Source organism: Variovorax ginsengisoli (genome assembly GCF_030486595.1).
Taxonomy (GTDB): Bacteria; Pseudomonadota; Gammaproteobacteria; order Burkholderiales; family Burkholderiaceae_C; genus Variovorax; species Variovorax ginsengisoli_B.
Genome location: NZ_JAUJZH010000016.1, coordinates 169746 through 181894 on the forward strand (window position 1 = coordinate 169746; position 12149 = coordinate 181894).

16 protein-coding genes are annotated in these 12149 nt (G+C 67.7%); 8 read left to right on the forward strand and 8 right to left on the reverse strand.

The genetic code is table 11. The features are described from left to right. Window positions 1-7: 7 nt before the first annotated feature. Window positions 8-2074 (reverse strand): transketolase, encoded by a 2067-nt coding sequence (gene tkt / locus QZH52_RS21870; RefSeq protein ID WP_301812687.1) that lies wholly within the window; start codon window positions 2072-2074, stop codon window positions 8-10. 161 nt (window positions 2075-2235) lie between these two features. On the opposite strand from tkt, the gene QZH52_RS21875 reads away from it, so the two are divergent. Next, on the forward strand, window positions 2236-3267 hold the full coding sequence (locus QZH52_RS21875) for an isocitrate/isopropylmalate dehydrogenase family protein (protein ID WP_301812688.1): 1032 nt from the start codon (window positions 2236-2238) through the stop codon (window positions 3265-3267). A 114-nt stretch (window positions 3268-3381) separates the two neighbouring features. Here QZH52_RS21875 and QZH52_RS21880 read toward each other — a convergent pair whose 3' ends face one another. Beyond that, window positions 3382-3663, reverse strand: a complete 282-nt coding sequence (locus QZH52_RS21880) for a hypothetical protein (RefSeq protein ID WP_301812689.1) — start codon at window positions 3661-3663, stop codon at window positions 3382-3384. Between the two features lie 299 nt (window positions 3664-3962). On the opposite strand from QZH52_RS21880, the gene QZH52_RS21885 reads away from it, so the two are divergent. After that, a complete protein-coding gene (locus QZH52_RS21885; RefSeq protein ID WP_301812690.1) occupies window positions 3963-4163 on the forward strand; it encodes a hypothetical protein in 201 nt (66 codons plus the stop codon). A gap of 40 nt (window positions 4164-4203) precedes the next feature. Here the strand turns inward: QZH52_RS21885 and QZH52_RS21890 are convergent, their stop codons facing one another. The 6 genes from QZH52_RS21890 to mltG all read right to left on the reverse strand — a co-directional run bounded on the left by QZH52_RS21890 (window position 4204) and on the right by mltG (window position 8888). Further along, window positions 4204-4866, reverse strand: coding sequence for an ankyrin repeat domain-containing protein (locus tag QZH52_RS21890; RefSeq protein ID WP_301812691.1), 663 nt, complete (start codon window positions 4864-4866; stop codon window positions 4204-4206). After that, a complete protein-coding gene (locus QZH52_RS21895; protein WP_301812692.1) occupies window positions 4863-5669 on the reverse strand; it encodes a TatD family hydrolase in 807 nt (268 codons plus the stop codon). Before QZH52_RS21895 ends, QZH52_RS21890 begins: the two co-directional genes overlap by 4 nt. 162 nt (window positions 5670-5831) lie before the next feature. After that, on the reverse strand, window positions 5832-6206 hold the full coding sequence (locus tag QZH52_RS21900) for a PilZ domain-containing protein (RefSeq protein WP_286528963.1): 375 nt from the start codon (window positions 6204-6206) through the stop codon (window positions 5832-5834). Continuing rightward, window positions 6203-7222: a DNA polymerase III delta subunit-related protein gene (locus QZH52_RS21905; protein WP_301812693.1), complete on the reverse strand. Its 1020-nt coding sequence runs from the start codon at window positions 7220-7222 to the stop codon at window positions 6203-6205. The genes QZH52_RS21900 and QZH52_RS21905 overlap by 4 nt, the downstream gene beginning before the upstream one ends. After that, window positions 7219-7866, reverse strand: a complete 648-nt coding sequence (tmk, locus tag QZH52_RS21910; RefSeq protein WP_301812694.1) for a dTMP kinase — start codon at window positions 7864-7866, stop codon at window positions 7219-7221. Before tmk ends, QZH52_RS21905 begins: the two co-directional genes overlap by 4 nt. Then, on the reverse strand, window positions 7863-8888 hold the full coding sequence (mltG, locus tag QZH52_RS21915; protein WP_301812707.1) for an endolytic transglycosylase MltG: 1026 nt from the start codon (window positions 8886-8888) through the stop codon (window positions 7863-7865). The genes tmk and mltG overlap by 4 nt, the downstream gene beginning before the upstream one ends. Before the next feature lie 93 nt (window positions 8889-8981). Here mltG and ygfZ point away from each other — a divergent pair, with 93 nt between their 5' ends. The 6 genes from ygfZ to QZH52_RS21945 all read left to right on the forward strand — a co-directional run bounded on the left by ygfZ (window position 8982) and on the right by QZH52_RS21945 (window position 11937). After that, complete coding sequence (gene ygfZ / locus QZH52_RS21920; RefSeq protein WP_301812695.1) at window positions 8982-9905, forward strand: CAF17-like 4Fe-4S cluster assembly/insertion protein YgfZ; 924 nt, start codon at window positions 8982-8984, stop codon at window positions 9903-9905. A gap of 1 nt (window position 9906) precedes the next feature. Then, a complete protein-coding gene (locus QZH52_RS21925; RefSeq protein ID WP_301812696.1) occupies window positions 9907-10422 on the forward strand; it encodes a DUF1697 domain-containing protein in 516 nt (171 codons plus the stop codon). Between the two features lie 81 nt (window positions 10423-10503). Continuing rightward, window positions 10504-10767, forward strand: a complete 264-nt coding sequence (locus QZH52_RS21930; protein WP_286531875.1) for a type II toxin-antitoxin system Phd/YefM family antitoxin — start codon at window positions 10504-10506, stop codon at window positions 10765-10767. An 8-nt stretch (window positions 10768-10775) separates the two neighbouring features. After that, the gene (locus tag QZH52_RS21935) at window positions 10776-11105 is read left to right on the forward strand and encodes a CcdB family protein (protein WP_301812697.1); all 330 of its coding nucleotides are present in this window, start codon (window positions 10776-10778) and stop codon (window positions 11103-11105) included. Between the two features lie 62 nt (window positions 11106-11167). Beyond that, window positions 11168-11491 carry a competence protein CoiA family protein gene (locus QZH52_RS21940; protein ID WP_301812698.1) on the forward strand — a complete coding sequence of 108 codons (324 nt, stop codon included), beginning with the start codon at window positions 11168-11170 and terminating at the stop codon, window positions 11489-11491. Continuing rightward, entirely contained in the window at window positions 11482-11937 is a 456-nt protein-coding gene (locus tag QZH52_RS21945; protein WP_301812699.1) for a competence protein CoiA family protein, read from the forward strand. The genes QZH52_RS21940 and QZH52_RS21945 overlap by 10 nt, the downstream gene beginning before the upstream one ends. The last annotated feature ends 212 nt before the right edge of the window (window positions 11938-12149 follow it).

Consider the following 12149-nt stretch of genomic DNA (forward strand, 5'->3'; position numbering starts at 1 on the left):
GCGCAGCCTATGGACTGGCCGCCGCGCGCACCGACAGGGCCACGGCCACCACGTTGTCGACCGTGAAGCCGAACTCCCGCTGCAACGCCGCCAGCGGTGCCGAGGCGCCGAAGGTCTGCATGCCCACGACCTTGCCGATCGCGCCGACGTAGCGCTCCCAGCCGAAGGCCGACGCCTGTTCGATGGCCACCCGCGCCCTCGCGCCAGGCGGCAGAACGCTGTCCCGATAGTCGGGCGTCTGCTGCTCGAACAGGTCCCACGAAGGCATCGACACCAGTCGCGCACGCACGCCCTGGGCCACGAGCTGATCGTGCGCCTCCAGCGCCAGCGAGACCTCGCTGCCGCTCGCGATGAGGATCAGCTCGGGCTCGGCGTCGTCCGCGGCGTCGGCCAGCACATAGGCGCCCCTGGCGACGCCGGCGGCGGGCGCGAGCCGGCTGCGGTCGAGGGTCGGCAGGGCCTGGCGCGACAACACCATCGCGGTCGGGCGGTGCGGCGACCGCAGCGCCACGCGGTACGCTTCCACCACCTCGTTGGCATCGCCCGGGCGCAGCACCGTGAGACCGGGCATCGCGCGCAACGAGGCCAACTGCTCGATCGGCTGGTGGGTCGGTCCATCCTCGCCGTCGCCCATTGCATCGTGGGTGAAGACGAACAGCGACGGCAGTTCCATCAGCGCCGCCAGCCGGATCGCCGGCCGCGCGTAGTCGCTGAAGATGAAGAAGGTGGCGCCGAACGGACGCAGCTTGGACAGCGCCATGCCGTTGACGGCGGCCGCCATCGCATGCTCGCGAATGCCGAAGTGGAGGTTCTTGCCGCCCGGGCTGCCGGGCTGGAAATCGCCGGCGCCCGGGTACTTGAGGGTGGTCTTGTTCGACGAGCCGAGGTCGGCCGAGCCACCGATCAGCCAGGGCACGCTCTGAGCAAGAAGGTTGAGCACCTGGCCCGAGGCGTCGCGCCCTGCCACGCCCTTCGGGTCGGCCGTAAAGACCGGCAGCTGGCTGTCCCAGCCGGCTGGCAGTTCGCGGCGCTGCATCTGGTCGATCTCGAGCGCCAGGGCAGGGGAGCGCGCGCGCAAGGCGGCATCGGCCGCGTTCCAGGCCGCGCGCGCTGCGGCGCCCCGGGCGCCGATGCCGGCATCGAAATGCGCACGCACGCCGTCGGGCACCAGGAACTTCGCGTCCTCCGGCCAACCGTAGGCGCGCTTGACCAGCCGGACCTCGTCCTCGCCGAGCGGCTCGCCGTGCGCGGCGGCCGTGTCCTGGCGGTGCGGAGAGCCCCAGCCGATATGGCTGTCGAGGATGATCAGCGTCGGCTGGCCGCGGGTCTGCCTGAAGGTGGCCAACGCCGCCTCGATCAGCGCGATGTCGTTGGCGTCGCCGACCCGCAGCACCTTCCAGCCATAGGCGGCGAAGCGCATCGCCACGTCCTCGGTGAAGGTGATCTCGGTGCGCCCTTCGATCGTGATGTGGTTGTTGTCGTAGATCCAGCACAGCCGGTCGAGCCCGAGGTGGCCGGCCAGCGACGCGGCTTCGGAGCCGACGCCTTCCATCAGACAACCGTCGCCGCAGACCGCATAGACGTCGTAGTCGAACAGGGCTGGGCCGTCCTGGTCGTAGCGGTTGGCCAGCCAGCGCTGAGCCATCGCCATGCCGACGCTGGTGGCGATCCCCTGGCCGAGCGGGCCGGTGGTGGTCTCGACGCCCGACACCCAGTGGTATTCAGGGTGGCCGGGTGCCTTGCTGCCGAACTGGCGAAAACGCCGGATGTCGTCCAGCGTCACGGCGGGCGCGCCGAGCCGTTCGTACTCGGCGTTGACGGCCACCGTGCCGCTGAGGTGGAGCGCCGACCAGAGCAGCATCGAGGCATGGCCGTTCGACAGCACGAAGCGGTCGCGGCCGGGCCAGATCGGGTCCTTCGGGTCGAAGCGCATCACCCGGTTCCAGAGGGTGTAGACCAGCGGCGCAAGGGCCATCGGTGTGCCCGGATGGCCGGAGTTGGCGGCCTGCACTGCGTCGATCGACAGCGTGCGGATGGTGTTGATGCACAGGGTGTCGAGCTCGGCTTCGGTCATCGGGGGCTCCGGGGGGTGTGCCTTTCGAGGGTGCGGACGAACGAGAAGCAAGGCATGGGACGAGGGGAGTCATCATGCACTGAACCGGGATGGCCTGCTGCCGCCGGGCGCCCATAATCGTCCGATCCTAGGCCCTCACTCATTTTTTGGGATCCACGCGAATGTCCACTCTCATCCCTGCCACCCTGATCCCCGGCGACGGCATCGGCCCCGAGATCGTGGATGCCACGCTCGCCGTCCTCGACGCCCTGGGCGCGCCCTTCGAATGGGATCGCCAGCTCGGCGGCCTGGCCGGCGTGCAGGCCGCCGGCGACCCATTGCCCGCGGCCACGCTGGCCAGCATCCGGCGAACGCGCCTGGCGCTCAAAGGGCCGCTGGAGACGCCATCCGGCGGCGGCTATCGATCCTCGAACGTGCGCCTGCGCGAAGAGTTCGGGCTCTATGCCAACCTGCGGCCGGCGCGCACCCTGATTCCGGGCGGCCGATTCGACGACGTCGACCTCGTGGTGGTGCGTGAGAACCTGGAGGGCCTCTACATCGGGCACGAGCACTACGTGCCGATCGACGGCGACCCGCATGCGGTCGCGATGGCCACCGGCATCAACACGCGCCAGGGCAGCCGGCGGCTGCTCGAGTTCGCCTTCGAGACCGCGATCGCGACCGGCCGCAAGAAGGTCACGATCGTGCACAAGGCCAACATCATGAAGGCCTTGACCGGCATCTTCCTGGAGACCGGACTCGAGCTCTACGAACGCAAGTACAAGGGCAAGTTCGAACTCGACACGGTCATCATCGACGCCTGTGCCATGAAGCTGGTGCTGAACCCGTGGCAGTTCGACGTGCTGGTGACGACCAATCTGTTCGGCGACATCCTGTCGGACCTGGTGGCCGGGCTGGTCGGCGGCCTGGGGATGGCGCCGGGCGCCAACATTGGCGCCGACGCGGCGATCTTCGAGGCGGTCCATGGGTCGGCGCCCGACATCGCGGGCAAGGGCATCGCCAACCCGACCGCGCTGATGCTCGCGGCCGCACTGATGCTCGACCACTGCAAGCTCCCGGAGCTGGCGGCCCGGCTGCGGCGCGCGATCGACGAGACGCTCAACATCGACAAGGTGCGCACCGGGGATCTCGGCGGCAGCGCGGGGACTGCGGCGTACGCCAAGGCGCTGGTCAGCCGGATTTCGGGCGGGTGAGCGCAACAAGGGGCCTCGGGCTCCTTGTTGCTGTTCATTGATTTAACATAATCAACATTGTATTGTTTTTCGATGCGAGAGCAAGCACTTTGCGCACGCGCTACCGCGCGGGGCTCAGAACGTGCCGCCCCTGAGCAAGCTGGCCTTGCCGTCGAAACTGAGTTCGCACCGATCCTCGAAATCGAGAATCCGGGTCCTCTTGCCTGCAGCCAGGTTGATCAGATAGTTCACCACCTCCTTGCGGGTCGGCCAGGTCGTCGCCACGAGTTTGGGTGGCGAAGATTCCTCGTCGATGGCCGCGTAGCGGGCCGCCGCGTGGCGGCCGAAGCCGACCGGCACCTCGATGCCCGATTCCTCGCAATAGGCTTGAATCCTGACCTTGTACCTTTCGAACATGGCGGCTCCCCTGAAGGATCTGTCGCCTGATTTTTCTTGTACGCGACGTTACTGAACGTCAGCCAATGCGCTGTCCTGATGCCGGTCTCGCTCATACCCGCGCAGTACCAACTTGGGGGCCCGATGCGCTGGGCGTGTGCACGCCGTCGCTGACCGCCTGCTGCGGGCGGTCGCGTTTCTTGGCACGTCGAGGTCCTTCGGATCCCAATGATCGGCCAACGCTGACAGGGGTTTCGGCTTTCTCCTTAGGCCGCGCGGATTCGCCGGGCGCCAACGTGCTCGTTCACAGGAGCATTGCCATGAAGACACCCCGAAGAGACGCAAGCAACGAAGAGCCGGAGCTCGGCGCCGAAGAGTCGATTCCGCTCGACGGGAAGGACCCGGTGGGCGAACAGATGATGAAGGAGCTGGGCCGCGATTCCGGCAAGAGGGCCGACCAGCACGCGAAAGAAGAAGAAGGCGATCCGGGGCCACTGCCCGAGCAGTTTCCGGCCAGTTGATCGTCTGCCGATCCACTCTAACAAGACCGAATGAGTCGCGTCACCACTTGCCGTCGGCCGGCCGCTTCGGCGCGGCGGCCGCGCCGAGCAGCCGGATGGCGTCCGGCCGCTTGCCGCGCTCGGCGAAGTCGGCCGCGGTCATGCCCTGTTCGTTCTTCATCGCGACATCGGCGCCTTCGTCGAGCAGCAACTGGACCGCGGCCGCCGAACCGTACATCGCCGCCATCATCAGCGGCGTGGTGCCGTTCGGCGACTGGGCGTTGATGAAGGCATCCTTGTCGAGCAGCTGCTTCATGATCGCGACCTGGCCGCTGGTCGCCGCGTAGTGCAGCGGCGTCCAGCCCGGCTTGTTGATGTCGGCATCGCGCGCGATCAGCTTGGTCACCAGGTCCTGCTGTCCCTTGATGGCCGCCAGCATCAGCGGACTCTCGTCCTTCGAATTGCGGGCCTCGACATTGGTCTTCGGGAAGGCGATCAGCACGTCGATCACCTCCGGCGAGGGCTCGCGCATCGCGATCAGCAAGGCCGTCTGGCCCTTGTCGTCGCGTGTGTTTGGGTCGAAGCCCTTGGCCAGCAGGCGCTTCATGCCGCTGGCGTTGTCGGCGCGGGCGGCCCGGAAGAAATCATCGTAGTCGCTCGCATGTGCGGAAAATGATGCAGCAATAACAATAAGATAAATGAACTTTTTAAAGTAATTTGTCATGTCTTGGCCCCGCTGAACAGGGTCTCGAAATTGTCGCTGGTGGCCTTCGCGATCGCCTCGACCGGCAATTGGCGCAGCTGGGCGATCTGCTGCGCGACGAAGGGCACGTATGACGGATTGTTGGTCTTGCCGCGATAGGGCACGGGCGCCAGGTAGGGGCTGTCGGTCTCAATCAGCATCCGGTCGAGCGGCACGAAGGCCGCCACGTCGCGCAGGTCCTGCGCCTTCTTGAAGGTCAGGATGCCCGAGAACGAAATATAGAAGCCGAGGTCGAGCGCCGCTCGTGCCACCTCGGCGGTCTCGGTGAAGCAATGGAAGACGCCGCCAGCGGCCTGGCCGCCCCCGGTCTCGCCCTCCTCCTTCAGGATGGCCAGCGTGTCGGCCGAGGCCTCGCGGGTATGGATGACCAGCGGCTTGCGGGTCTGCTGGGCGGCCCGGATATGGACCCGGAAGCGGTCGCGCTGCCATTCCATGTCGGCGATGCTGCGGCCGCCCTTGCGTTCTTCCATCTGGTAGTAGTCGAGCCCGGTCTCGCCGATGGCGATCACCTTGGGCAGCGCGGCACGCTCCACCAGGCCCTCGACCGTGGGCTCGAGGATGTCTTCGTTGTCGGGGTGGACGCCGACGCTGGCCCAGAAGTTGTCGTGCCGCTCGGCCAGCGCCTGGACTTCGGGGAACTCCTCCAGCGTGGTGCAGATGCACAGCGCCCGGTCGACCTGGGCGGCTGCCATCGCGGCGCGGATCTGCGGCATCTGGTCCGCGAATTCGGGAAAGGTCAGGTGGCAGTGGGAGTCGGTGAACATCGCGGCAAACGTCGTCGGAACGGCACAACCACCGCGGCAGGCGGCGTCGTGCCCGGTGGGGGAGCGAGACTCAGGCCGGTGCCGGGCCGCCCCAAGCCGGCCTGCGGCCCCCTCGGGGGGCAGCGACACACGAAGTGAGGAGCGTGGGGGCCATCACTTCATTCAGATGGTCTGGGTCGGGCGGTCAGAGGCCAGGGTGGCGCCCAGTGCCTCTTCGATGCGCGCCTTGAGCTGGCGCGACTTGTCGTCGGAAGGAAAACGGATGCCGACCCCGGGCGCCCGGTTGCCGGCGGCCCGGGCAGGCGTGATCCAGGCGACCTTGCCGGCGACGGGATAGCGCTGGGGGTCGTCGGGCAGGGTCAGCAGCACGTAGACGTCGTCGCCCAACCGGTATTCGCGCGCGGTCGGGATGAAGATCCCGCCTTCAGCGAACAGCGGGATGTACGCCGCGTAGAGCGCGCCCTTTTCCTTGATCGCCAACTGAATGACGCTGGGCCGGACGGGCGCGGACGGGGTGGGGGCGACAGGTGTGTTCATGGGCGGCGGCTTGCCGAGTTTAGGGTGGTTCGCGCCTCGCTCACAAGCGCTTCGAGCATCAGGCCCGCATTGAACGGGTGTTCTGCGGTTTTTGCCGCACTGGCGAGCGACCGCGACCAGCGAGCCAATGCAGCCCGCGGCGGCGCCGGTGGCAGGTCGGCGGGCTCGAAAAAGCGCGGCAGCGCGCCGCAATCGACCGCCATCAGGTCGTGGCAGAGCTTCTGCAGCGCACCGATGGCCTGGGCCGGCGCATGCTCGGAAAGTGCCCCGACCTCGCCGCGCGACATCGCCTTGGGCAGCAGCGACCATGCCTTGGGCGATTGGCCCTGGCTGGCCAGGCGCAAGGCGTCGCTTGGCCGGCCGCCGGCCGCGCGCAGCAAGCCGGGCGCGTCAGCCGCAGGCACGCCCTGCCCGACCAGCCAGTCCTGCGCCTGGCCGCTGTCGGGCCAAGGCAGCGTGAAGCCCAGGCAGCGGCTGCGGATGGTGGGCAGCAGCTGCCAGGCGGCTTCGCTGGCGAGCACGAAGCGGACCTCGCCCACCGGCTCCTCGAGCGTCTTGAGCAAGGCGTTGGCCGTGATGTTGTTCATGCGCTCCGCCGGATAGATCAGCACCGCCTTGCCGCGGCCGCGGGCGCTGGTGCGCTGGGCGAAGCCGATGGCGTCGCGCATGGCCTCGACGCGGATCTCGCGGCTGGGCTTGCGCTTCTTGTCGTCGATGTCGGCCTGCGACTTCTCGTCCAGCGGCCAGCCCAGGGCCTGCATCGCGACCTCAGGCATCAGCACGCAGAGGTCGGCGTGGGTGCGCACCTGGATCGCGTGGCAGCTCGGGCAATGGCCGCAGGCGCCTTGTGCCTTGGCCTCCTCGGGCTGCTCGCAGAGCCAGGCCGCCGCCAGCGCCAGGCCGAGCTCGTACTGGCCCAGGCCCGAGGGGCCCTGGAGCAGCCAGGCATGGCCGCGCTGGCGCAGCAGTTCGGCCAGCGGCTGGCGCAGCCAGGGGGGCAGCGAATCGGCGGTCATGCCCTTGCTCCCGAATCAGCGGCCACCAGCCCGCGCTCGGCCAGCACGGCCTCGACCTGCTGCCAGACCTGTTCGCGCGAGCGGCTGGCGTCAATGCGCGCGAAGCGCGGGGCCGCCGCTGCGCGCGCCGCGTAACCGGCCGCCACCCGGCGAAAGAACTCGACCGGCTGCGATTCGAACTTGTCCGGCAGCCGGGCCCCGGCCAGGCGCTCCGCCGCGGTCTCGGGCGGCAGGTCGAACCACAGGGTGATGTCGGGCTGCAGCAAGGCCTGCGGCGCCGCCTGCACCCAGGCTTCGAGCGTCGACAGCACGGCCGGATCGAAACCGCGGCCGGCGCCCTGGTAGGCGAAGGTAGCGTCGGTGAAGCGGTCGCAGAGCACCACGTCGCCGCGTGCCAGCGCCGGATCGATCACCCGCACCACGTGGTCGCGGCGGGCGGCGAAGACCAGCAGCGACTCGGTCAGCGGGTCCATCGGCTGTTCGAGGATCATCGTGCGCAGGCTCTCGGCCAGCGGCGTGCCGCCGGGCTCGCGGGTGCGCGTGACCGCGCGGCCCTGGGCCTTGAACAGCGCCTCGAGCGCATCGATGTGGCTCGACTTGCCGGCGCCGTCGATGCCCTCGAGGGTCAGGAAAAGCCCTTTCATTGCCCGCTCCGCTGGTTGGGGTCGGTGTTGCCGCCGCGCTGGTAGCGGTTCACTGCCCGGTTGTGGTCGTCCAGCGAACTGCTGAACTGGCTGGTGCCGTCGCCTCGGGAAACGAAATAGAGCGACTTGCTTTGTGCCGGCTGCACCGCCGCCAGCAAGGCCGCCTTGCCGGGCATGGCGATCGGCGTGGACGGCAGGCCGTTGCGGGTGTAGGTGTTCCACGGCGTGTCGGCCTGGAGATCGCGCTTGCGCAGGTTGCCGTCGAAACGCGTGCCGAGTCCGTAGATCACGGTCGGGTCGGTCTGCAAGGGCATGCCCAGGCGCAGGCGGTTGGTGAAGACGGCGGCGATCTCGGCCCGGTCCTGCGCCTTGCCTGTCTCCTTTTCGACAATGCTGGCCAGAATCAGCGCTTCATCGGGCGTTTTCAGAGGCAGGTCGGAGGCCCGGGCGGCCCAGGCGGCGTCCAGCTTCTTGTCCATGGCACGCATCGCGCGCTGCAAAAGGGCGATATCGGTCGAACCCTTGGAGTAGGTGTAGGTGTCGGGAAAGAAGCGCCCTTCGGGATGCACGCCAGGCCGTCCGATCAGCGCCATGATGTCCTCGTCGCTGCGCCCGGCGGTCTCGGGCTTGAGTTGCTCGGCCTTGGCCAGCGCCGCGCGCACCTGGCGGAAGTTCCAGCCTTCGACCAGCACCAGGCTCCGGGTGGCTTCCTCGCCGCGCACCAGGATGTTGAGCAGCAGGCGCGGCGTCACGCCGCGGTCGAGCTCGTAGCTGCCGGCGCGCATCTGGCGGTCCTGGCCGGAGAAGCGAAACCACAGGTAGAGCAGTTGCGGCGGCACGTCGACGCCGGCATCGGCCACTGCCTGCGCGATGCCGCGCGGCGTGGTGCCGGGCTCGACGGACAGGTCGACGTTGGGGGCCGGCAGCTTGAGGGGCTGGTTGACCCACCAGAGCCCGGCGGCCCCGGCGCCGAGCACGATCAGGGCAGCCAGCAGGAAAAGTGTGAGGAAGAAGCGGCGCACGGGTTCCGGGAAGGGAGGCGGACGGATGACGGTAGCAAGAATGGCTAAGCCCTGCGGGCCGAACGGAACTTGGCCGGCCATGATAATTCAGCGATGACCTCTGTCGTTCCGAATGGCGTCACCGCCCTCTCCCACCTCGGCGTGATCCGTGCCGAGGGCCCCGATGCAGCGAGCTTCCTGCATGGCCAACTGACCCAGGATTTCGTCTTGCTCGATGCCTCCGAGGCGCGGCTGGCGGCGCTGTGCACGGCCAAGGGCCGCGCGATCGCGAGCTTTGTCGGCATCCGGCCCGAACCCGATCGCATCCTGCTGGTCTGCAGCCGCGACATCCTGGCCGCGACGCTCAAGCGCCTTTCGATGTACGTGCTGCGGGCCAAGGCCAAGCTCAGCGACGCCAGCGCCGAATTCTCGCTTTACGGGTTGACCGGCACCGCGCTGGCCGCCAATGGCGTCGATGCCGGGGCGCTCCCGGGGCGCGTCAGCACGGTCGGCGCGGCGCAGGTGGTGTCGCTCTACCCGTCCGACGGTGTGCCTCGCGCCCTGTGGATCGCACCGGCCGCCAGCCCCGCTCCCCAGGGTGCCGAACTCGATCCGGCGATCTGGGAATGGAGCGAGGTGCGCAGCGGCATCGTGACCCTGACCAGCCCGGTGGTTGAGGCCTTCGTGCCGCAGATGATCAACTACGAGTCGGTCGGCGGCGTGAACTTCAAGAAGGGCTGCTACCCGGGCCAGGAGATCGTGGCCCGCAGCCAGTTCCGCGGCACCCTGAAGCGCCGGACCTACCTGGTGCAGGCCGACGGCGAGGTGGCGGCCGGCCAGGAAGTCTTCGCTGTCAACGATCCGGCGCAGCCGGTCGGCACCGTGGCGCAGGCCGCGCCGGCGCCGGGTGGCGGCTGGGCGGCCTTGATCTCGATCCAGATCGCGGCGATCGATGCCGGCGGGCTGCATGCGCGGGCGGTCGATGGGCCAGCGCTGACGGTGGAGCCATTGCCCTACCCGCTGCTCGAAGACATCTGAAGTGCCGCGCTACGTCGCCTTTCTTCGTGGCGTCAGCCCGATGAACGCCAAAATGCCGGAGCTCAAGCGCTGCTTCGAAAACGCGGGCTTCACGGAGGTGAAGACGCTGCTGTCGAGCGGCAACGTGGCGTTCAATGCGCGTGCCGCGGCGCGGACGACGCTCGAACGCAAGGCCGAGGCGGCCATGGATGCGGCGCTCGGACGGCGCTTTCTCACCATCGTGCGTTCGTCCGACGTCCTGCGCGACCTGCTGGCTGCCGACCCCTGTGCGCCGCACGAACTGCCGGCCCGCGCGAAGCGGGTCGTGACCTTCCTGCGCGAACCGCGAGCCACCCGGCTGGCGCTGCCGATCGAGTTCGAACAAGCGCGGATCCTGGCGATGGACGAGATGCAGGTGTTCTCGGCTTATGTCCCGGGGCCACGAGGCCCGGTGTTCATGACGCTGATCGAGAAGACCTTCGGGACGGAGTTGACGACGCGGACTTGGGAGACGGTGAAGAAGTGCGCGGCGGCATGAGCCCGCGAGGCCCGGGATTTTTGTGCAAGCACCGAGAGTCATCGCATAAACTGTTCAGGTTAGCTACTCCCGAAGCAGATCATGATGCAAGTATCGTCGGTGGAGGCTCAGAACCGTTTCGGGCAACTGCTCGACAAGGCCCAGCGCGAGCCGATCATCATTACCCGCCACGGGCGCCCTGCGGCCTATCTGATTTCTCCGCAGGACATGGAAGCGCTTCAACGAGCGCAAGCCGCCCTTCGCGAAGTTCCAAGCAAACCGGAATGGGCCGCCGTCTGCGCGGAGGCATGGAACAGGGTGGACGAGGAACTGGGGTCTTTCGCCGACGAGCATTCCACGCTGTAGGCGAAGACTTGCCGCAGTTCGACATCCATCGCAACAAGGGCAGGCAGAGCGGCAGCATCCCCTTTGTCGTGGTGGTTCAGTCGGCCCAGTTCGACCGTTACCGCCGTCGTGTCGTGGTCCCACTGGTCCTGCGCACCGCGTTGCCCGCGGGAGCGCAGGTGGCTGGCACCCGCATGAACCCGATCTTCGTGCTCGATGGCGCGGATCTCGTGCTGCATCCGCTGGACACGGTTTCAGTGGCCATCGATGAACTGGGCCCTCGCGTCGGGTCGCTGGCCGCACATGGCCAGCAGATCACTGACGCCATGGACGAGTTGCTGACCCGGTCGTGGGGATGAAGCGCTCGGGAGCGGGATGATCGGATGGGGTCGTCGCGAACGTTGCCGGAGTCCTGAACACCATGCTCACCGCCCTGCGCACCTCGAACAACGAAAAAGTTCTTGCGCGGTCCAGCGCGAAGCCCGACGCACCGTTCATGTGTCCGGCATGCCGCTGCGAAGTCGTGCTGCACAAGGGCCTGATCCGCATCCCTCACTTCGCCCACAAGGCCCGTGTCGCATGCCGGCTCGGCGCAGGCGAAACCGAAGACCATCTGCTGACCAAGCTGAGCCTCTTCGACGCCTTGCGGAAGGAGGCCAACGTGCAGGACGTGGAGTTCGAGAAGAGTTCGGGACATCCGTCGCCGATGTCTTCGCGATCATCTCCGGCGTGCCTGTGGCGATAGAGGTTCAGCGCAGCGCGCTGGCGATCGGCGAGATCACCGCCCGGGCCGCCGAGTACCACCGGCTCGGCATCGCAGTCCTCTGGATCGGCATCCCGAACGGCGACCTGGGTCTGTCGAGATACAGCCTGGCCGCCTGGGAGCGCTGGTGCCACGCAGCGTATTTCGGACGCGTCTACTACTGGGCGGGTGGGCAGACCTTGCGGCCGATTCACTTTGCGCCGCTGTCGATCCGTGTGGAAGAAAGCACTTGGCGCAAGCATGGTCACGTCCACTCGGCCGGCGGCTACGACAAGCGTTCAAGACGCTGGCGGAAACCTCAGCCCGGCGAGCCGGTCCTGGTGTCGAATGGATTTCGAAGGACCTGTCGACCGGCATGGGCCGGCACCTCGGTGCGAATCCCGGAATGCACGCTCTTCATCGACGCGCAAGCGAAGTGGTGGGAATGAAGCGCGGCGCCCGCTCATACCAATTTGCGTTCAATAGATTAGATATGATGTTGTCCCACGAACTTCAAGGAGTCGTGGATGAAGACATTGATCGTGGGTGATAAGCCGACTGTCGAGCGCTTGGCGGAGCGGCTCAAGCGAGCCGACAGTCATGCGGAGTACCAGCGCATCCAGTGCGTGCTCATCCGAGCGACTCTGGGCAGCTCAGCGGC

Bases quoted from the DNA above. Each gene is read 5' to 3' on its own strand.
- tkt (WP_301812687.1), bottom strand. From the start codon at position 2,074: ATGACCGAAGCCGAGCTCGACACCCTGTGCATCAACACCATCCGCACG.
- QZH52_RS21900 (WP_286528963.1), bottom strand. From the start codon at position 6,206: ATGAACACACCTGTCGCCCCCACCCCGTCCGCGCCCGTCCGGCCCAGC.
- ygfZ (WP_301812695.1), top strand. From the start codon at position 8,982: ATGACCTCTGTCGTTCCGAATGGCGTCACCGCCCTCTCCCACCTCGGC.
- tmk (WP_301812694.1), bottom strand. From the start codon at position 7,866: ATGAAAGGGCTTTTCCTGACCCTCGAGGGCATCGACGGCGCCGGCAAG.
- QZH52_RS21940 (WP_301812698.1), top strand. From the start codon at position 11,168: ATGCTCACCGCCCTGCGCACCTCGAACAACGAAAAAGTTCTTGCGCGG.
- QZH52_RS21930 (WP_286531875.1), top strand. From the start codon at position 10,504: ATGATGCAAGTATCGTCGGTGGAGGCTCAGAACCGTTTCGGGCAACTG.
- QZH52_RS21905 (WP_301812693.1), bottom strand. From the start codon at position 7,222: ATGACCGCCGATTCGCTGCCCCCCTGGCTGCGCCAGCCGCTGGCCGAA.
- QZH52_RS21890 (WP_301812691.1), bottom strand. From the start codon at position 4,866: ATGACAAATTACTTTAAAAAGTTCATTTATCTTATTGTTATTGCTGCA.
- QZH52_RS21875 (WP_301812688.1), top strand. From the start codon at position 2,236: ATGTCCACTCTCATCCCTGCCACCCTGATCCCCGGCGACGGCATCGGC.
- QZH52_RS21885 (WP_301812690.1), top strand. From the start codon at position 3,963: ATGAAGACACCCCGAAGAGACGCAAGCAACGAAGAGCCGGAGCTCGGC.
- QZH52_RS21895 (WP_301812692.1), bottom strand. From the start codon at position 5,669: ATGTTCACCGACTCCCACTGCCACCTGACCTTTCCCGAATTCGCGGAC.
- QZH52_RS21880 (WP_301812689.1), bottom strand. From the start codon at position 3,663: ATGTTCGAAAGGTACAAGGTCAGGATTCAAGCCTATTGCGAGGAATCG.